Annotated in this window: 13 protein-coding genes; 7 read left to right on the top strand and 6 right to left on the bottom strand. The window is 70.3% G+C overall.

All coding sequences use genetic code 11. The features are described from left to right. The first annotated feature begins 212 nt into the window (after nucleotides 1–212). The 3 genes from OIE49_RS30085 to OIE49_RS30075 all read left to right on the top strand — a co-directional run bounded on the left by OIE49_RS30085 (nucleotide 213) and on the right by OIE49_RS30075 (nucleotide 3,810). Entirely contained in the window at nucleotides 213–2,039 is a 1,827-nt protein-coding gene (locus OIE49_RS30085) for an AMP-dependent synthetase/ligase (protein ID WP_326805031.1), read from the top strand. A gap of 119 nt (nucleotides 2,040–2,158) precedes the next feature. After that, the gene (locus tag OIE49_RS30080; protein WP_326805030.1) at nucleotides 2,159–2,995 is read left to right on the top strand and encodes an aldo/keto reductase; all 837 of its coding nucleotides are present in this window, start codon (nucleotides 2,159–2,161) and stop codon (nucleotides 2,993–2,995) included. A gap of 119 nt (nucleotides 2,996–3,114) precedes the next feature. Continuing rightward, the gene (locus OIE49_RS30075) at nucleotides 3,115–3,810 is read left to right on the top strand and encodes a glycoside hydrolase family 75 protein (protein WP_401741343.1); all 696 of its coding nucleotides are present in this window, start codon (nucleotides 3,115–3,117) and stop codon (nucleotides 3,808–3,810) included. Between the two features lie 67 nt (nucleotides 3,811–3,877). Here OIE49_RS30075 and OIE49_RS30070 read toward each other — a convergent pair whose 3' ends face one another. From OIE49_RS30070 to OIE49_RS30060, 3 genes are all read right to left on the bottom strand, one after another. Then, on the bottom strand, nucleotides 3,878–4,798 hold the full coding sequence (locus OIE49_RS30070) for a class I SAM-dependent methyltransferase (RefSeq protein ID WP_326805029.1): 921 nt from the start codon (nucleotides 4,796–4,798) through the stop codon (nucleotides 3,878–3,880). Nucleotides 4,799–5,023: 225 nt separating this feature from the next. Further along, nucleotides 5,024–6,742: a glycoside hydrolase family 6 protein gene (locus OIE49_RS30065; RefSeq protein ID WP_326805028.1), complete on the bottom strand. Its 1,719-nt coding sequence runs from the start codon at nucleotides 6,740–6,742 to the stop codon at nucleotides 5,024–5,026. An 88-nt stretch (nucleotides 6,743–6,830) separates the two neighbouring features. Further along, nucleotides 6,831–8,306 (bottom strand): cellulose binding domain-containing protein, encoded by a 1,476-nt coding sequence (locus OIE49_RS30060; protein WP_326805027.1) that lies wholly within the window; start codon nucleotides 8,304–8,306, stop codon nucleotides 6,831–6,833. A gap of 296 nt (nucleotides 8,307–8,602) precedes the next feature. Between OIE49_RS30060 and OIE49_RS30055 the strand changes: the two genes are divergently transcribed. Further along, entirely contained in the window at nucleotides 8,603–11,521 is a 2,919-nt protein-coding gene (locus OIE49_RS30055; protein ID WP_326805026.1) for a glycoside hydrolase family 48 protein, read from the top strand. Between the two features lie 219 nt (nucleotides 11,522–11,740). Next, nucleotides 11,741–14,437: a cellulose binding domain-containing protein gene (locus OIE49_RS30050; protein ID WP_326805025.1), complete on the top strand. Its 2,697-nt coding sequence runs from the start codon at nucleotides 11,741–11,743 to the stop codon at nucleotides 14,435–14,437. A 45-nt stretch (nucleotides 14,438–14,482) separates the two neighbouring features. On the opposite strand, the gene OIE49_RS30045 is transcribed toward OIE49_RS30050, so the two are convergent. Both OIE49_RS30045 and OIE49_RS30040 read right to left on the bottom strand, forming a co-directional pair. Further along, nucleotides 14,483–15,226: a class I SAM-dependent methyltransferase gene (locus tag OIE49_RS30045; protein ID WP_326805024.1), complete on the bottom strand. Its 744-nt coding sequence runs from the start codon at nucleotides 15,224–15,226 to the stop codon at nucleotides 14,483–14,485. 30 nt (nucleotides 15,227–15,256) lie between these two features. After that, the gene (locus OIE49_RS30040; RefSeq protein WP_326805023.1) at nucleotides 15,257–15,562 is read right to left on the bottom strand and encodes a 4a-hydroxytetrahydrobiopterin dehydratase; all 306 of its coding nucleotides are present in this window, start codon (nucleotides 15,560–15,562) and stop codon (nucleotides 15,257–15,259) included. Between the two features lie 200 nt (nucleotides 15,563–15,762). Between OIE49_RS30040 and OIE49_RS30035 the strand changes: the two genes are divergently transcribed. Continuing rightward, nucleotides 15,763–16,623, top strand: a complete 861-nt coding sequence (locus OIE49_RS30035; RefSeq protein WP_326805022.1) for a helix-turn-helix domain-containing protein — start codon at nucleotides 15,763–15,765, stop codon at nucleotides 16,621–16,623. Next, nucleotides 16,616–17,479, top strand: coding sequence for a helix-turn-helix domain-containing protein (locus OIE49_RS30030; protein WP_100566636.1), 864 nt, complete (start codon nucleotides 16,616–16,618; stop codon nucleotides 17,477–17,479). The genes OIE49_RS30035 and OIE49_RS30030 overlap by 8 nt, the downstream gene beginning before the upstream one ends. A 46-nt stretch (nucleotides 17,480–17,525) precedes the next feature. Here the strand turns inward: OIE49_RS30030 and dnaK are convergent, their stop codons facing one another. Further along, nucleotides 17,526–19,388 carry a molecular chaperone DnaK gene (gene dnaK / locus OIE49_RS30025; RefSeq protein ID WP_326805021.1) on the bottom strand — a complete coding sequence of 621 codons (1,863 nt, stop codon included), beginning with the start codon at nucleotides 19,386–19,388 and terminating at the stop codon, nucleotides 17,526–17,528. Nucleotides 19,389–19,500: the final 112 nt, after the last annotated feature.

Genomic DNA, 19,500 nt, shown 5'->3' with positions numbered 1-19,500 from the left:
CGAGGGCCGTAAGCGGGCAGTACAGATTCGGTGGAGAAAGCGGCACCGAACCTTACTCATCCGTAGGGAAACCTGTCCGACCCTTCCCCTTGTGAGCGCATTTTCCGGCGTCCGCGGGGGCGCCGGAGGCCTTCGCGGGCCCTGCCGCCCCCGTCGCGCTGGGGTAGCTTTCACGGCGCTGTGCGGAGCGTCACAAGGAACGGGAGCGGGGTTTGCGCGAGTTCACCAGCCCTCCGTCGACGTTGCCACCGCCGGTGGGCGGACTGGCCGACGTCGTCTTCCAGCATGCCCAGGACGACCCGCTCCACATCGCGCTCGGCCGCAAGGACGAGTTCGGCAGATGGCGGGACGTGACCTGCGCGGAGTTCCGCGACGAGGTGCTGGCCCTCGCCAAGGGCCTGCTCGCCCAGGGCATCCGCTTCGGCGACCGCGTCGCGATCATGTCCCGTACCCGTTACGAGTGGACGCTGTTCGACTTCGCGCTGTGGACGATCGGCGCCCAGGTGGTGCCGCTCTACCCCACCTCCTCGGCGGAGCAGTGCTTCTGGGCGCTGTACGACGCCGAGGTCACGGCGGCGGTCGTGGAGCACGAGGAGCACGCGATGACGATCGCCACCGTCATCGACCGGCTGCCGCGACTGCGCCAGCTGTGGCAGCTCGACACCGGCATCGTGCCGCGGCTCTACGACGCGGGCGCGCACATCGACGACGCCGTCGTGCACCGGCACCGGGAAGCGGTCACCCCGGACTCGGTCGCGACCGTCATCTACACCTCCGGCACCACCGGCCGGCCCAAGGGCTGCGTCCTGTCGCACGGCAACTTCATGTACGAGTCGGACACGGTGATCGAACGCTGGGAACCGGTGTTCCACAGCAGGAAGGGCGACGAGGCGGCGACGCTGCTGTTCCTGCCGCTCGCCCATGTCTTCGGCCGGATGGTGGAGGTCGCCGCGATCCGCGGCAAGGTCCGTTTCGGCCATCAGCCGCAGCTCAACGCCTCCGCGCTGCTGCCCGACCTGCAGGCGTTCCGGCCGACGTTCATCCTGGCGGTGCCGTACATCTTCGAGAAGGTGTTCGGCGCGGCCCGCCGCAAGGCGGAGAAGGAGGGCAGGGACGGGCCGTTCGAGAAGGCCGTCGAGGTCGCCGTGAAGTACGCGGACGCCGTCGAGGCCAAGGCGTGGGGCATCGGCCCGGGCCCCTCGGCCGGCCTGCGGATGCAGCACCAGTTCTTCGACACGTTCGTGTACTCCAAGGTCCGCGCCGCGATGGGCGGCAGGATCCGCAACGCGATGTCCGGCGGCTCGGCGATGGACCGCCGGCTCGGCCTGTTCTTCGCGGGCGCCGGCGTGCAGATCTACGAGGGCTACGGGCTGACCGAGACCACCGCGGCGGCCACCGCCAACCCGCCCGGACTCACCCGTTACGGCACGGTCGGGCAGCCCGTCCCCGGCACCACCGTGCACATCGCCGACGACGGCGAGATCTGGCTGCGCGGCAGCAACGTCTTCCAGGGCTACCTCAACAACGAGAAGGCCACCGACGTGGCTCTGCACGACGGCTGGCTGGCCACCGGCGACCTCGGTTCCCTCGACGAGGACGGCTATCTGACGATCACCGGCCGCAAGAAGGAGATCCTGGTGACCTCCGGCGGCAAGAGCGTGGCGCCGGGGCTGCTGGAGGAGCGGGTGCGCGACCATCCGCTGATCTCCCAGTGCATCGTCGTCGGCAACGACCGCCCCTACGTCGCCGCGCTGGTCACCCTCGACCAGGAGGCCGTCGAGCACTGGCTCCGGATGCGCGGAAAACCGCGGATGCCTGCGGCCCGGCTGGTGCACGACCCCGATCTGGAGACCGAGGTCCGCCGTGCGGTGGTCGCCGCCAACACACTGGTCTCACAGGCGGAGTCGATCCGCACCTTCCGTGTCCTCGCCCAGCCGTTCACCGAGGAGCACGGTCTGCTGACCCCGTCCCTGAAGCTCAAGCGCAAGGCCATCGAGAACGCGTACGCGGCCGAGGTGGAGGCGTTGTACCAGGTCTGAGCGGGGCCCGCACCGCCTGGGCCGGTTCCGGCCGGAACGGCCGACCAGGAATGCGGTACGGCCCGTGATCGTTGACGATGGGAGCAACACCGGACGACAAGTGAAGGATCGAGAAGCCAGTGAGCAGCAAGGTCCCCCCGATCATCCTCAACAACGGCGTCGAGATGCCCCAGCTGGGCTTCGGAGTCTGGCAGGTGCCGGACGACGAGGCGGAGCGGGCCGTCGCCACGGCATTGGAGGCCGGGTACCGAAGCATCGACACTGCGGCGATCTACGGCAACGAGGAGGGCACCGGCAAGGCCATCGCCGCCTCCGGGGTCCCCCGCGAGGAGGTCTTCGTCACCACCAAGCTCTGGAACAGCGAGCACGGGTACGACTCCACGCTGCGCGCCTTCGACGCATCGCTCGCCAAGCTCGGCCTGGAGTACGTGGACCTGTACCTGATCCACTGGCCGACGCCGGCCCGGGGGAAGTTCGTCGACTCCTACAAGGCGTTCGAGGAGCTGCTCGCCGACGGGCGCGTCCGGGCGATCGGCACCTCCAACTTCCTTCCCGAGCACCTGGAGCGCCTGATCGCCGAGACCTCGGTGATCCCGGCGGTCAACCAGATCGAACTGCACCCGCACCTCCAGCAGCACGCCGCCCGCGAATACCACGCGGAGCAGGGCATCGCCACCGAGGCCTGGTCCCCGCTCGGCCAGGGCAAGGGCCTGCTGGAGGTTCCGGCGATCGTGGCGATCGCGCAGAAGCACAACCGCACGCCCGCCCAGATCGTGCTGCGCTGGCACCTCCAGCTCGGCAACATCGTGATCCCGAAGTCGGTGACCCCCTCCCGGATCCGGGAGAACATCGACGTCTTCGGCTTCAGCCTGGACGACGAGGACCTCGGGGCGATCAGCGCCCTGAACGAGGACCGGCGCCTGGGCCCGGACCCGGCGAAGTTCGACGTGGTCTGATCCTCACCGGGCGCGGTGCGTCCCGGTCCGCCGCCCGGCGGTTCCGGGACGCGCCGCGCGTCGTCGCCATCGGGACGCGCCACATGTAAGGAAACTTTCCTGACAGAAGGGTCTCCCCCGTGCACATACGAAGACCTCCCCTCGCCGCGGCTCTGAGTGCCGCCCTGCTCGCCACCGGAACGGCCCCCGCACACGCCTCCGGCGGCGGGGAACCGCGGCCCACCAGGGAAGGCTCGGTCGGCGCCGCCGAGCTGCTCGCCAAGGTGACGACCTGCCGGCAGATCTCCCACGGCAAGTACCGCACGGACGAGGGGGCTCCGGCCACGGTCCCGGTGTGCGGCGGGAACGGCGTGGTGTTCTGGAAGGCCGACATGGACATCGACTGCGACGGCGTGCGCACCACCCACTGCAACGAGACCGCCGATCCCTGGTTCCACGACGACACGGCCTTCCACCGGTCCGACGGCCGGCCGCTGGAGGCGGAGTCGCTGCCGTACGTGGTGGTGCCGAGCGCGAGCGCCATCTGGGACTACGCCGCGGCCGGCATCAGGGGCGGCGGCGTGGTGGCCGTGATCCACGGCGACCGGGTCGAGTACGCGGTGGTCGGCGACACCGGCCCCTCGGAGATCATCGGCGAGGCCTCGTACGCCACCGCCAAGGCCCTCGGCATCAACCCGGACCCGGCCACCGGAGGCGTGAACTCCGGAGTGACCTACATCCTGTTCAAGAACTCCCGGGTCTCGCCGATCGAGAGCCACAGCGCGGCGGTCGCCCTGGGCGAGAGGCTGGCGAAGGAGTTCGTCGCCGCCGACTAGGACTGTGGCCGGGGCCCGGCAGCGCGCGGTGACACTGTGTCGCGCGCGGTTGCCGGGCCCCTGTTGCTCAGGCGGCCCGTACCGCCGTGTACACCGTGTACGCCTTGAGCACGAAGAGGTCGCTCCTGCGGTGCACGCTCGCCTCGTCGTCGGGGTCGAGGAGGCGGTCGAGGGTGGCGCGGTCCTCGGCGGTGATGCCGCCGTCCAGGGCCTCGCGGAGCCGGTTCAGTTCGGCGGCGACATAGGCGCGGGCCTGGTCGGAGACCGGCGCGGGCAGGTCGAGCAGGAAGCTGCGGGTGCCGGTCGGCTCGAGGACCGCGGACGCCAGCAGCGCCGGCCAGTCCTCGGTCTCGGCGACCGAGCCCGGCAGTTCGGCCCGCATGCGCGAGAACCAGTCCTCCTGCACCACGTCGATCCGGGCCTGCAGGCCCGGCCGGCCGATGCCGATGTCACGGGCCAGGAACCGGGCGGGCAGGCCGCCCTCCAGCAGGGCGAGCGTGCCGCCGGGCGCCAGCCGCTCGGCGAACGCGGCGAGGGCGGCCCGCTGGTCGCCCAGGTGGTGGAGGCTGTTGCCGGCCCACAGCAGATCCGCCGGATACTCCAACTCGTCCAGCACACCGGGCAGTTCACCGGTGAGCGTGCCGAGCCGGTCGGCCAGACCGAGGCGGGCCGCGCGGGCCCGGGCCCGCTCGAGGAGCGGATCGGAGCCGTCCACCGCGACGACCCGCGCGCCCGGGAACGCCTCGGCGAAGAGGCAGGAGACCACGCCCGGCCCGCTGCCGGCGTCGACGATCAGGCCGGGCTCGGGCGCCTTCTCCCTCAGCCACGCCATGACCGTCCCGTACAGGGGCGTGAACAGCTCCGCCTGGGCCTCGAGGAGCGGAGCCATGACGGCCCAGTCGATGTCGCCCGGACCGTGGCCGTGATGGCCGTGTCCGCCGGGGTGGGCCTCCTGGTGGTCGGGGTGTGCGTGGGGTAGGTGCGCCATGCGATCAGCCTCTCTCGTCGGGTGCGGTCAGCCTGCGCAGACGCACCGGGAGAGGGCCACTCCTGTTGCCGACGCCGCAAAAGCGACGGCAGAGGAAGGACGGCAAGGAGCCGGACGTGAAGGTACGGCCGGGGGGCAGGTGCCCCCCGGCCGCGGGGAGGAGCCGTCCGCCGGGGCCGGCCGACAGGGCCGGCCCCGGCGGATCACCGGCTCATGAGCGGGTCACTACAGCGCCGGGTAGGCGTTCTTCATCAGCTCCTGGAACTGGGCGGAGAACCAGTGCCCGGAGACCGGAGCGTTCGGCAGCGCGCCCGACATGCTGTTGTTGTTGCGGGGGTTGCCCCCGTAGGTCGGGTCGCACATGCGGTCGAAGCCCTTGCCCTCGTCGTTCGCGATGGCCGAGCTGGAACCGTCGGACTCCCCCGGAGGCTTCATCCACACGTAGGCGTCGATGCCCGTGGCCGGCGCGGCCTTCGGACGCTCGCCGAGACCGGCTCCCGCCTGGTTGCACCAGTTGCCCGTGTTGATGCGCCGGTCGTAGCGCCCGCCGTCGACGTAGGTGTCCACGCTGGTCTTGGCACCCGGACCGGCCGGACGCGCCGATCCGCCCCAGCCGTTCCTGGAGGTGTCGATCAGCATGCCGATGTTGGAGTTGAAGCCGACCGAGACGAGCTTGTTGCGGAAGGCCTGCGCGAACGACAGCTCGTCGACGTACTGGTTCCAGTCCACCCACTTGGACTGGCGTACCGAGACGCCGTTGACCTGGTCGGTGATGGAGAAGTTGTTCTCCTTCAGGGCGCTGTAGTTGGCCGTGTTGGTGATGAAGCCGGTCACGTCGTTGACGGACGCGCCCTCACTGGTGGCCGCCTGCTTGAAGATGTCGGCCGACGGGCCGAAGTTGTCGTCCCAGCCGATCCAGCCGTGGTGCCCGGCGTCGATGTAGTTGTAGACGTTCGCGATCTTGCCGAGCTTGGCGAGCGCGTAGCCGACGCCCTTGACGTAGTTGCCGTTGGCCTTCATGGTGTCGCACTGCGGTGTGGCGGTGGCGCGGCCGCTGGTGTTGGTGACCAGGTTCGGCAGCGAGTCGATCTCGATGGTGGTGACGATCCGCAGCGAGGAGTACTTGGAGTCACCGAGGATGGCCGCGATCGGGTCGATGAACTGCGACTTGTACTTGTCGATCTCCGTCGGGCCGAGCTCGCCGTTGGAGGCGAGGGCCGCGCAGTCGCGTCCCGGCAGGTCGTACACGACGACCTGGATGACCTCTTCGCCGGTGCCCTTCTGCTTCAGGGCCTCGTCGAGGTGGGCGCGCAGGCCCATGCCGCCGTTCACGCCGTTGATCGCGGCGATGCGGTCGAGCCAGACGCCGGTGGGCTGGTTGGAGACCCTGGTGCCGCCGGGCTCGGCGGCGGCCTTCTTGGACCACTCCGGGTTCACGTACACCTTGGCGCCGGCGTACGGGTTGTCGACGCGGCTTCCGTTGCCGCCGCCGGGGTTGCCGCCACCCGGGTCGCCGCCACCCGGGTCGCCGCCGCCGTTGTCGACGTTGCAGGTGACGCCGTCGAGGCTGAAGGAGGCCGGGATCGCGTTGGTGCCGCTGTAGGTGCCCTGGAAGCCGAAGTTGACGGAGCCGCCCGTCGGGAGGCTGGCGTTGTAGGTCTCGTTGGCCGCGGTGACGTTGGCACCGCTCTGGCTGACCTTCGCGTTCCAGGCGCTGGTGACCTTCTGGTTACCGGCGTAGGTCCACTTCAGGGACCAACTCGACTTGGCGGCGCCGTTGTTCTTGACGGTGACATCGGCGGTGAAGCCGCTGTCCCACTGGTTGACCTTGTAGTCGACGGTACAGGGGACCGCGGCGCTGGCGGGTGCGGCGGTCAGCGCCGTTCCCGTCGCCCCGGCCACCAGTGCCATGGCGGCGAGTATCGATGTTCTGGTGCGGCTCATGAGTGCGACTTGCTCCTTCTGTCGAACCTGATGTGCGGTTACGGGATTTCGGACAGGGACGTGCGGACTGGGGCTCGCGGAGAGGGGCTCAGGGACTCAGGGCGCGCAGATGGTCGCGCAGCCCGGCGCCGAACGCCGTGGGCGTGCCGTCGAAGGCGGAGATCAGGGACGGCCCGGAGGAGCAGTCCCAGGTGTTCCAGGTCCAGCCCAGATAGGACAGGCCACGGTCGTCGAACCACTTCATGACCTGGTCGATGAACCCGTGCGAGCAGGTGTTCTCGCCGATCTCCCCGGCCACCAGCGGCACCTGGGCCGCGACCGGGACGAGGGTGGAGTTCCAGCAGCTCGCGCTGGAACAGGTGTTGAAGTTGTAGACGTGGTAGGAGGCGCCCAGATTGCCCGCCGGGTCGCTGGGCCGGTAGGTGAGCCACTGGCCGAGGTCGTTGGAGTACGCGAGACCGCCGGCGAGGACGACGTTCTTCGCCCCGGCGCCGCGGATCGCGTCGACCAGGCTCTGCATGCCGGCGACCTTGTACCCGATGCCGGGGCAGGTGCCGCCGTCGCGCCAGCACTTCCAGGCGTCCGTGAGGCTGGAGGTCGCCCGGTCCGGATAGGGCTCGTTGAACAGGTCGAAGACTACGGCCTGGTCACCCTTGAAGGTACTGGCGACCGAGGACCAGAACGACGGCGTGTACTGGGCGTCGGGCATCGGCTTCTGGCAGGTGGCGTGCACGTCGGAGCAGCCCGCCGAGTTGCCGGTGTACTGGCCGTAGGTCCAGTGCAGTTCGACGATCGGGGTCATGCCGCGCGCCTCGACGCGGGCCACCAGCTCCTTGACCGCGTTGATGTAGTTGGCGCCCGCGTACTCGGGCTTGATGTTGGAAAGACCCAGCCAGCACTCCTCGTTGAGCGGGATACGGACGGCGTTCGCCTTCCAGTCGGCGATCGCCTTGATCGCGGCGTCGTCCACGGGGCCGTCCCAGATGCCGTAGCCCTGGACGCACATGAACTCGCCGCCGGAGCGGTTGACGCCGAGCAGCCGGCGGTTGTTCCCGGCGGCGTCGACCAGCTTGCTGCCGGAGACGTGCAGGGCGGGTGCCTTGCCGTCACCGGTCGGCGGCGGGTCCGTCGGCGGTGTGGACGGGCCCGGGTCGACGTTGCAGGTGGTGCCGTTGAGCTTGAACGTCGTCGGCACGGGGTTGCTCCCCGACTTGGAGCCGAGGAAGCCCGCGCTGACGCTCGCGCCGGTGCCGAGAGAGCCGTTGTAGCTCTCGTTGGCGGCGGTCACCTTCGTACCGGACTGGGACCACTTGGCGTTCCAGCCCTGCGTGACCTTCTGTCCGCCGGCGAAGTCGAAGGTCAGGCTCCAACTGCTGAGCGGAGCCTGGTTGTTGGTGATCTTCACGTCGCCCTGGAAGCCGGCGTCCCACTGATTGGTGACGGTGTACTCCACCGTGCACGCGGGGGCGGCTCCGTGCGCCGTGACCGCCGGTACGACCACGCTCCCGACGAGCGCGACCGCACCGGCGATGCCTAAAAGGACTGAACGCGGGGGGTGTCGCATGAGCGACTCCTTGCAGCTCTGGCGCGCCGTGACGGCCGCGTCGACTGATGGAATCGCTCCCACTGGTTCGAGTGAAGGTAGCGGCAAGTGACGGCGAAGGACAGAGGGTGTGCGAACTTTTGTCGAACTTCCTCAACTCAACGCCTTTTAAAGGCTGTTGAACAGCGTCGAATCTTTTCGACTCTTCAAGGACCTTGACCCCCTGGACACCCGTCCGCACTATGGGAGCGCTCCCACTGGTTCACGGCTTGACGATCCTCCCCCACCTCCCCCGAGCCGCAAGGAGGAACCAGCACATGCATCCTCGACGCAGACGCCGCGGCGTGCGGCGGCTGTGGACCGCCACCGTGGCGGCCCTCGCGCTTCCACTCACCATGCTGGCTACGGGGTCGACCACCGCGCACGCGGCGGCCCTGCAGTGCAGCGTGGACTACAAGACCAACGACTGGGGCTCCGGCTTCACCGCGGACCTGACCATCACCAACCGCGGCACGGACACCATCAACGGCTGGACCCTCACCTACGGCTACTCGGGCAACCAGAAGCTCAGCAACGGCTGGAACGGCATCTGGTCGCAGTCCGGCCAGACGGTCACCGTGAAGAACGAGTCGTACAACGGGACGGTCGCCGCCGGCGCCGCTGTGAACACGGGTGCCCAGTTCAGCTACAGCGGCACCAACGCGGCCCCGACGAGCTTCGCGGTCAACGGAACCACCTGCGCCGGCGCGCACCAGCCGCCGGTGGCGGTGCTGACCAGCCCGGCCCCGGGCGCGGTCTACACGCAGGGCGCCGCGGTGCCGCTCGCGGCGACCGCCGCGGCGGCCGACAAGGCGAGCATCACCAAGGTCGAGTTCTACGACGACACGACGCTGCTGGGGACCGCCACCACCGCGCCGTACACGCTCTCCGTCTCGAACCTGACCGCGGGCAGTCATTCCCTGGTGGCGAAGGCCTACGACAGCCTCGGCGCCTCCGCGGCCTCCACGCCGGTCGGCATCACGGTCGCCTCGGGCCCCGCCGTGGTCGTCTCGCCCACCCAGCTGGGCGTCCAGCAGGGCAGGACGGGCACCTTCGACGTCAAGTTGTCGAACCAGCCCAGCGCCAACGTGGCGGTGAGCACCACCCGCACGTCCGGCAACACGGGCCTGTCCGTGACCGGCGGCTCCTCCCTCACCTTCACGCCGTCCAACTGGAACACCGCGCAGAAGGTGACCATCACCGCGGACTCCTCGGGCACCGGCTCGGCGGTCTTCACCGCCTCGGCGACCGGTTACACCAAGGCCACGGTCACCGTGACGGAGCTGGCGGGCTCGAAGGCGTACGACGCCCGCTTCCTGGACCTGTACGGGAAGATCACCAACCCGGCGAACGGGTACTTCTCCCCCGACGGCATCCCCTACCACTCGGTGGAGACGCTGATCGTGGAGGCGCCCGACCACGGTCACGAGACCACGTCGGAGGCGTACAGCTACCTCCTGTGGCTGCAGGCCATGTACGGCAAGGTGACGGGCGACTGGTCGAAGTTCAACGGCGCCTGGGGAATCATGGAGAAGTACATGATCCCCACCCACGCCGACCAGGCGACCAACTCCTTCTACACGGCCTCCAAGCCGGCGACGTACGCGCCCGAGTACGACACGCCCAACGAGTACCCGGCGAAGCTGGACACCGGTGTGTCGGTGGGCTCCGACCCGATCGCGGGTGAGCTGAAGTCCGCGTACAACACGGACGACATCTACGGCATGCACTGGATCGAGGACGTCGACAACGTCTACGGCTACGGCAACACGCCGGGCGGCCAGTGCGAGGCCGGTCCCACGGCCAAGGGACCGTCGTACATCAACACCTTCCAGCGCGGCCCCGAGGAGTCGGTCTGGGAGACGGTGCCGCAGCCCACCTGTGACGCCTTCAAGTACGGCGGCAAGAACGGCTACCTGGACCTGTTCACCGGGGACTCCTCCTACGCCAAGCAGTGGAAGTTCACCGACGCCCCCGACGCCGACGCGCGTGCCGTCCAGGCGGCGTACTGGGCGGACCTGTGGGCCAAGGCGCAGGGCAAGAGCGCCGATGTGTCGGCCACCGTCGCCAAGGCGGCGAAGATGGGCGACTACCTGCGGTACTCGATGTACGACAAGTACTTCAAGAAGATCGGCAACTGTGTCGGGGCCTCCTCCTGCCCGGCCGGCACCGGCAAGGACGCCTCGCACTACCTGCTCTCCTGGTACTACGCCTGGGGCGGCGCCACCGACTCCTCGGCGGGCTGGGCCTGGCGCATCGGCTCCAGCCACGTCCACGGCGGCTACCAGAACCCGCTCGCGGCGTACGCCCTGAGCAGCAACGCCGACCTGAAGCCCAAGTCCTCGACGGGCGCGGCCGACTGGGGCAAGTCGCTCACGCGGCAACTGGAGTTCTACCGGTGGCTCCAGTCCTCCGAGGGCGCCATCGCGGGCGGCGCGACCAACAGCTGGCAGGGCCGTTACGCGACCCCGCCGGCCGGCACGCCGACCTTCTACGGCATGTACTACGACTGGCAGCCCGTCTACCACGACCCGCCGTCCAACCAGTGGTTCGGCTTCCAGACCTGGTCGATGGAGCGGGTCGCCGAGTACTACCAGCAGACGGGTGACGCCGCCGCCAAGACGGTGCTCGACAAGTGGGTCAAGTGGGCGCTGTCCAAGACCACGGTCAACCCGAACGGCACCTTCCAGATCCCCTCCACCCTCAAGTGGTCGGGGCAGCCGGACACCTGGAACGCCTCCTCGCCCGGCGCGAACAACTCGCTGCACGTCACCGTCGCCGACTACACCAACGATGTCGGTGTGGCGGCCTCGTACGCCAAGACCCTGACGTACTACGCCGCCAGGTCCGGTGACGCGAACGCGAAGTCGACGGCGAAGGCGCTGCTGGACGGCATGTGGAACAACAACCAGGACAGCCTGGGCATCGCCGTCCCGGAGACCCGCACCGACTACAGCCGCTTCGGCGACAAGGTCTACGTGCCCAGCGGCTGGACCGGCACGATGCCGAACGGCGACAAGATCGACTCCTCGTCGACGTTCAGCTCCCTCCGTTCCTTCTACAAGAACGACCCGGCCTGGTCGAAGATCGAGTCCTACCTCAAGGGCGGCGCTGCCCCGGTCTTCACCTACCACCGGTTCTGGGCGCAGGCGGACATCGCGCTCGCCATGGGTTCGTACGCGGAGCTCCTCGAATAAGTCCCCGCTGAACGCTCCGTGTACCGGGGCCCGTCATTCGCCGGCGGGACCCCGACCGGGCGGCTCCCTCACGGGGGGGGGAGCCGCCCGGTCGTCACATCCTCCCCCTCCCCCTTCTTCTCCCCCCTTCCCCTCCCCCTCCCCCTTCTTCTCCCCCTTCCCCTCCCCCTCCGGCTTCCCGCCCTCCGCCCTCCGCCCTCCGTCGAGAGGAGCCCCACCGTGCGAAGAACGCCCCGCACCGGCCGTGTGCTCACAGCCGTGTTCGCCCTCGCCGCCGGACTGCTCGCCAGTGCCCCGTCCGCGGTGGCCCGGCCCGCCGCACCGGCCACGCTCGCGGCAGACACGTACACCTGGAAGAACGCCCGTATCGACGGGGGCGGCTTCGTCCCCGGCATCGTCTTCAACCGCAGCGAGAAGAACCTGGCCTACGCCCGCACCGACATCGGCGGCGCCTACCGCTGGCAGCAGTCGACGAAGACCTGGACCCCGCTGCTCGACTCGGTCGGCTGGGACGACTGGGGGCACACCGGCGTCGTCTCCCTCGCCACCGACTCCGCCGCCCCCGACCGGGTGTACGCGGCCGTCGGCACCTACACCAACAGCTGGGACCCGGGCAACGGCGCGGTGCTGCGCTCCACCGACCGGGGCGCGAGCTGGAAGAAGGCCGACCTGCCGTTCAAGCTCGGCGGCAACATGCCCGGCCGCGGGATGGGCGAGCGGCTGGCGATCGACCCGAACAAGAACGGCGTGCTGTACCTGGGCGCGCCCAGCGGCAAGGGGCTGTGGCGGTCGACGGACTCGGGGGCGACCTGGTCGCGGGTCACGAGCTTCACCAACCCGGGCAACTACGCGCAGGACCCGAGTGACACGTCCGGCTACGCCAGTGACAACCAGGGCGTCGTCTGGGTCACCTTCGACGAGTCCACCGGCACCTCCGGCAACGCGACGAAGACCGTCTACGCCGGGGTCGCCGACAAGGACAACGCGGTGTACCGCTCCACGGACGCGGGCGCGACCTGGCAGCGGCTGCCGGGGCAGCCGACCGGATACCTGGCCCACAAGGGCGTCCTGGACGCGAAGAACGGCTACCTGTACCTCGCCTACAGCGACACGGGCGGACCGTACGACGGCGGCAAGGGCCAGTTGTGGCGGTACGCGACCGCGACCGGCACCTGGACGAACATCAGCCCGGTCGCCGTGGCCGACACCTACTACGGCTTCAGCGGTCTGACGCTCGACCGGCAGCACCCGGGCACGGTGATGGCGACGGCCTACAGCTCCTGGTGGCCGGACACGCAGATCTTCCGCTCCACCAACAGCGGCGCGACCTGGACGCAGGCCTGGGACTACACGTCGTACCCGAACCGCTCCAACCGCTACACGATGGACGTGTCGTCCACACCCTGGCTGACCTTCGGGACCAACCCCTCACCGCCCGAACAGGCCCCGAAACTCGGGTGGATGACGGAGGCGCTGGAGATCGACCCGTTCGACTCCAACCGGATGATGTACGGCACGGGCGCGACGATCTACGGCACCGAGAACCTCACCAAGTGGGACAGCGGCGGCCAGTTCGCGGTGCGCCCGATGGTGCAGGGCCTCGAGGAGACGGCGGTGAACGACCTGGCCTCCCCGCCCTCCGGAGCACCGCTGCTCAGCGCGCTGGGCGACCTCGGCGGCTTCCGGCACACGGATCTGACGAAGGTCCCGTCGATGATCTTCACCTCGCCCGCCTTCACCACGAGCACCAGTCTGGACTTCGCCGAGACCAACCCGAACACGGTGGTGCGGGTCGGCGACACGGACTCGGGCGCGCACATCGCCTTCTCGACCGACAACGGCGCCAACTGGTTCGCCGGCACGGACCCGTCGGGCGTGAGCGGCGGCGGGACGGTCGCGGCCGCCGCGGACGGCAGCCGGTTCGTGTGGAGTCCGGCGGGGACGGGCGTGCGGTACTCGACCGGCTTCGGGTCCTCGTGGTCGGCGTCGGCCGGCATCCCGGCGGGCGCCGTCGTGGAATCGGACCGGGTCGACCCGAAGACCTTCTACGGATTCAAGTCCGGCAAGTTCTACGTGAGTTCGGACGGCGGCGCCACCTTCACCGCCTCGTCGGCCACCGGTCTGCCCAGCGGTGACAGCGTGCGCTTCAAGGCCCTGCCGGGCACGAAGGGCGACGTCTGGCTGGCGGGCGGTGCGAGCGACGGCGCGTACGGGCTGTGGCACTCGGTCAACGGGGGCGCGTCCTTCACCAAGCTGGCGGGCGTCGAGCAGGCCGACACCATCGGCTTCGGCAAGGCGGCGAGCGGCGCGTCGTACCAGACGCTGTACACGAGCGCGAAGATCGGCGGGGTGCGGGGCATCTTCCGCTCCACCGACAAGGGCGCGAGCTGGACCCGGATCAACGACGACGCCCACCAGTGGGGCTGGACCGGCGCGGCGATCACGGGCGACCCGCGGGTCTACGGCCGTGTGTACATCTCGACCAACGGCCGCGGCGTGATCTACGGCGACACCGCCGGCACCGGCGGCGGGGACACGGGCGGAGGTGACCCGGGCGGAGGTGACCCGGGCGGTGGCACGACACCGCCGCCGGCCGGTGCCTGCGCGGTGACGTACCAGGTCACCAACCAGTGGACCGACGGCTTCCAGGCCGACGTGCAGCTCACCAACACCGGCTCCACGGCCTGGAACGGCTGGTCGCTCACCTGGTCGTTCCCGAACGGGCAGAAGGTCACCCAGCTGTGGAACGCCGACTACTCCCAGTCGGGCGCCTCGGTGACCGCGCGGAACGTGAGCTGGAACGGCACCGTGGCGGCCGGTTCCTCGGTGGGCTTCGGCTTCACGGGGAGCTGGACGGGGACCAACGGCAGACCGGCCGTCTTCACGGTCGGCGGCCAGAGCTGCAAGGTCTCCTGACGGGGGGAGGGGCGCGTGCCGGACGCGGCACGCGCCCCTTTTGGCTCACTCCGCCTTGCGGAACGCCCTCAGGGTGAAGACCGGGTCCGGGCGGCGGCGGTCCTGGTCGGGCAGGGCCGCCAGCCGCTCGGCGAAGTCCTCGGCGAGGGGTACGCCCGGCGGCAGCGTGACGAACCAGCCGCGGCGCAGGTCGGCGATGGTGCGGCGGGGGCTGCGGCCCTGGTCGCGGCCCGGGAAGAGGGCCTGCCCGGCCGGGACAAGACCGGACGCGGCGGCGTACTCGGTGACCAGGCCGGCGTCGTCGCGGGCCGGGCTGCGGGGCCGGGAGGCGAGGACGGCGTCGATGTCGCTGCCGACGTTGTGCGCGGCGGCCTTGCCGACCGTGGTGACGTACACCCCGCCGGGCCGGAGCACCCGGGCGCACTCGGCGACCATCGCCCGCGCCTCCCCGGGGCCGGGCGCCAGGTGCAGCAGCCACACACTCGTGACGGCGTCGAACCGCCCGTCCGGGAAGGGCAGGCTGCGGCTGTCGGCGAGCACGACGGCGCCGGGCAGCCGTGCCCAGGCGTGCCGGGCCATCGCGGGCGCCCGGTCGACGCCGGTCACCCGCAGGCCGGGGCGGGCGGCGGCGAGGCGGCAGGTCACGATGCCGGTGCCGCAGCCCACGTCGAGCAGTTCGCGCGTCCGTTCCGGTATGAGCCCGAGGACCGCCTCCGCCGCGGCCTCCGCTCTCGGCTCGCCGCCGCGCGAGGCGTCGTAGCGCTCGGCTTCCTCGTCGTAGTCCAGCACGCGGATCCCCCCTCCCCGTCCGGGCGCGGCTCAGCTCGCGCCGTGTCCCGCCGCCAGGTCCTGAACCCGGCGGGCGAGTTCGAAGTCCTTCTCGGTGACGGCGCCGCCCGCGCTGTGGGTGTGCACGGCGAGCGAGACCGTGTTGTAGCCCAGGGTGAGATCGGAGTGGTGGTTGAGCTCCTCCTGCACCTGGGCGATGTGCACGATCATCGCCACCGCCGCGAAATGCGAGCCGAGCCGGAAGGAACGGGTGAGGCGGTCCCCCTCGACGGACCAGCCGGGCAGCTCGGCCAACCGGTCCTCGACCTCCTTGTGCGACAGCGGTGCGACGGGCATGGGACCGGCTCCCTTCCTGGGCTTCTCCTGGACTTCCGCCGGGACCTCCGCCGGGTCTCGCGCTCCTGTTCAGACTGCCACAGGAGGGCCGCCGCGTCCCCGGGACCGAGCAGGCCCGCGGCTCTGCCGGCCCCGCACGCGGCCTGGGACGGCGGCCCGCGACTCGGTCGTACGCCCTGTCCTCGACTACGGTCGTGCGTATGGCCCTTGTCGCGTCCGGCACCACCGCCTCCCCCGCCGCCTCCGCAGCCCGGGGCGTGGGCCCGCTGCTGCGGTCCTGGCGCGAGCGGCGGCGGATCAGTCAGCTCGAACTGGCGCTGCGCGCCGACTCCTCGGCCCGGCACATCAGCTTCGTCGAGACCGGGCGGTCGCGGCCGAGCGAGGAGATGGTGCTGCGCCTCGCTGAGCACCTGGAGGTGCCGGTGCGGGAGCGCAACGCCCTGCTGGTGGCCGCCGGTTACGCGCCCAGGTACCGGCAGACCCCGCTGGACGACCCGGCGCTCGGCCCGCTGCGCGAGGGCCTGGAGCGGCTGATCCGGGGGTACGAGCCATATCCGGCGCTGGTGGTCGACGCGACGTACGACGTGGTGAGCGCGAACCGGGGCATCACGATGCTCCTGGAGGGCGTCCCTCAGCGGCTGCTCGCCCCGCCGCTGAACGCGATGCGGCTGACCCTGCACCCGGAGGGTCTGGCGCCGCGCATCCGCAATCTGCGCGAGTGGCGCGGGCATCTGCTGGCCCAGATGGAGCGGCAGCTCGCGCTGCACCGCTCGGCCGCGCTGCGCGAGCTGTACGAGGAGGTGGCGGCCTACCCGGTGCCGCGCGGCGCGCGGGAGGCGGCCCGGGCGCCCGGGCAGGTGCCGTACTTCGCGCTGCCGATGCGGATCGAGCACGACGGGCGGGTGCTGTCGTTCGTCTCCTCCATCTCCACCTTCAACACGCCCATGGACGTGACGGTGGCGGAACTGGCGATCGAGACGTTCGTGCCCGCCGATCCGGCCACCGTCGAGTACCTTCACTCGTCGTGGGCGGGAGAGAGCCGGGAGGCAGGGCGTGAGTGAGCGGCGGGCCGCGCCCACCGTGGGTCAGGTGGTGCTCGGCAGAAGACTTCAGGAACTGCGGGAGAAGGCCGGGCTGGGACGCGAGGAGGCCGCGCGCGTCCTGCGGGTGGCGCCCGCGACCGTACGGCGGATGGAGACGGCCGAGGTCGCGCTGAAGATCCCGTACGTGCAGATACTGCTGACCGCCTACGGGGTGGGCGACGAGGCGGCGGCCGCGTTCGTCGCGCTGGCCGAGGAGGCCAACGCCCCGGGCTGGTGGCAGCGCTTCCACGACGTGCTGCCGGAGTGGTTCAGCCTCTATGTGAGCCTGGAGGGCGCCGCCCGGCTGATCCGCTCCTACGAGCCGCACTTCGTGCCGGGGCTGCTCCAGACGGAGGGCTACGCGCGTGCGGTGCTGGAGGCGGGGACCGTCGGTCAGCGCCGGCCGGACGCGGTCGAGCGGCACGTGTCGCTGCGGATGGCCCGGCAGCGGCTGCTGGAGCGGGCCGATCCGCCGCACCTGTGGGTGATCGTCGACGAGACGGTGCTGCGGCGACCGGTGAGCGACCGCCCCGAGGTGATGCGCGACCAGCTGGACAAGCTGCTCCGGTACACCGAGCGGGACCGGGTGACGGTGCAGGTCGCCGAGTTCACGCGGGGGCCGCACGCGGGGACGTACGCGCCGTTCTCGCTGTTCCGCTTCGCCGAACCGGAGCTGCCCGACCTGGTCTACACCGAGTACCTGACCGGCGCCCTGTACCTGGACTCGCGCACGGAGATCTCCGTGCACCTGGAGGTCCTGGACCGTATGACGGCGGCCGCCGCCACCGCCGAGCAGACCCGCGAGCTGCTGCGGAAGTACCGCGAGAACCTGTGAGCCCTGCCCGGCGGCCGACGACCTGACGCAGTCGGCCGGGGCAGTTCTAGGCGGCGCCGCCCTTCGTGTCGCGTTCGTCGTCGACGATCTCCGCGTCCACCACCGTGTCCTCGTCGGGCGGCGGCTGCTGCTGTCCGGTGCCCTCGGTGCCGCTCTGCTGGGCCTGGGCGTACATCGCCTGGCCCATCCGCTGGCTGACCGAGGCCAGTTTGTCGATGGCCGTGCGCAGCGCGGGGGTCTCCGCCTGCTGCTCCAGGAGCGTCTTTACCTCGGCGGCGGCGGCCTCGACCTCCGACTTGGTGTCGGCGGGGACGCGGTCGCCGTTGTCGCGGAGGAAGTTCTCCGTCTGGTAGACGAGCTGCTCGGCCTGGTTGCGGGTCTCGGCGGTCTCCCGGCGTTTGCGGTCCTCCTCGGCGTACTGCTCGGCCTCCCGCATCATGCGGTCGATGTCGTCCTTGGGCAGCGCCGAGCCGCCGGTCACGGTCATCTTCTGCTCGCGGCCGGTGGCGAGGTCCTTGGCCGAGACGTGCATGATCCCGTTGGCGTCGATGTCGAAGGCGACCTCGATCTGAGGCACCCCGCGCGGTGCGGGCGGCAGACCGGTGAGGTCGAAGACGCCGAGCTTCTTGTTGTACGCGGCGATCTCGCGTTCGCCCTGGTAGACCTGGATGCCGACCGAGGGCTGGTTGTCGGTGGCGGTGGTGAAGATCTCCGAACGCCGGGTCGGGATCGTGGTGTTGCGCTCGATGAGCTTGGTCATGATGCCGCCCTTGGTCTCGATGCCGAGGGACAGCGGGGTGACGTCGAGGAGGAGGACGTCCTTGACGTCGCCGCGGATCACGCCCGCCTGGAGGGCGGCGCCCACGGCCACCACCTCGTCGGGGTTGACGCCCTTGTGCGGGTCCTTGCCGGTCAGCTCCCGTACCAGGTCGGTCACGGCCGGCATCCGGGTGGAGCCGCCGACGAGGATCACGTGGTCGACGGCCGAGAGCTTGATGCCCGCGTCCTTGACGGCCTGGTGGAAGGGGGTGCGGCAGCGGTCGAGCAGATCGGCGGTGAGCTCCTGGAACTGGGCGCGGGTGAGTTTCTCGTCCATGTGCAGCGGGCCCTCGGCGGAGGCCGTGATGTAGGGCAGGTTGATCGTCGTCTCGGTGGAGGAGGACAGCTCGATCTTGGCCTTCTCGGCGGCCTCGCGCAGCCGCTGCACCGCCATCTTGTCGTTGCCGAGGTCGACGCCGTACTGACCCTTGAACCGCTTGACCAGGTGCTCGACGACCCGCTGGTCCCAGTCGTCGCCACCGAGGTGGGTGTCGCCGTTGGTGGCCTTGACCTCGATGACACCGTCGCCGATCTCCAGCAGGGAGACGTCGAAGGTGCCGCCGCCGAGGTCGAAGACGAGCACGGTCTGCTCCTCGCCCCGGTCCAGGCCGTAGGCGAGCGCGGCGGCCGTCGGCTCGTTGATGATCCTGAGGACCTTCAGGCCCGCGATCTCCCCGGCCTCCTTCGTCGCCTGCCGCTGGGAGTCGTCGAAGTACGCGGGCACGGTGATCACCGCGTCCGTGACGTCCTCGCCGAGGTAGGACTCCGCGTCCCGCTTCAGCTTCTGCAGGACGCGCGCGGACAGCTCCTGTGCCCGGAAGCGGGTGCCGTCGACGGAGCCCTTGTCCGGGAAGCGCCAGTTCGCGTCCCCCATGTGCCGCTTGACCGAGCGTGCGGTGCGCTCCACGTTCGTCACCGCCTGCCGCTTGGCCACCTCGCCGACGAGCACCTCGCCGTTCTTGGCGAACGCCACGACCGACGGCGTGGTGCGCGCGCCCTCGGCGTTGGCGACGACGGTGGGCTCACCGCCTTCCAGCAGCGCCACCACCGAGTTCGTCGTCCCGAGATCGATCCCGACCGCACGTGCCATCTTCGTCCCCTTCCGGGCGCCTCCTGGTCTCCAGCTCAGAACTTGAGTGCGCTGTTGTCAATGCCGCGTACCCGCCGCCTGCCGCTCTACCCGGGAACAGCGATGCCGCGCC

Source organism: Streptomyces sp. NBC_01788 (assembly GCF_035917575.1).
Taxonomy (GTDB): Bacteria; Actinomycetota; Actinomycetes; order Streptomycetales; family Streptomycetaceae; genus Streptomyces.
The sequence above is the reverse complement of the archived record's forward strand: the minus strand, read 5'-3'. Positions and strand labels throughout refer to the sequence as shown.

What these genes read in the sequence shown, in the direction of transcription:
- OIE49_RS30035 (WP_326805022.1), top strand. Translation starts at nt 15,763, where the DNA reads ATGGCCCTTGTCGCGTCCGGCACCACCGCCTCCCCCGCCGCCTCCGCA.
- OIE49_RS30070 (WP_326805029.1), bottom strand. Translation starts at nt 4,798, where the DNA reads ATGGCGCACCTACCCCACGCACACCCCGACCACCAGGAGGCCCACCCC.
- OIE49_RS30040 (WP_326805023.1), bottom strand. Translation starts at nt 15,562, where the DNA reads ATGCCCGTCGCACCGCTGTCGCACAAGGAGGTCGAGGACCGGTTGGCC.
- OIE49_RS30055 (WP_326805026.1), top strand. Translation starts at nt 8,603, where the DNA reads ATGCATCCTCGACGCAGACGCCGCGGCGTGCGGCGGCTGTGGACCGCC.
- dnaK (WP_326805021.1), bottom strand. Translation starts at nt 19,388, where the DNA reads ATGGCACGTGCGGTCGGGATCGATCTCGGGACGACGAACTCGGTGGTG.
- OIE49_RS30065 (WP_326805028.1), bottom strand. Translation starts at nt 6,742, where the DNA reads ATGAGCCGCACCAGAACATCGATACTCGCCGCCATGGCACTGGTGGCC.
- OIE49_RS30060 (WP_326805027.1), bottom strand. Translation starts at nt 8,306, where the DNA reads ATGCGACACCCCCCGCGTTCAGTCCTTTTAGGCATCGCCGGTGCGGTC.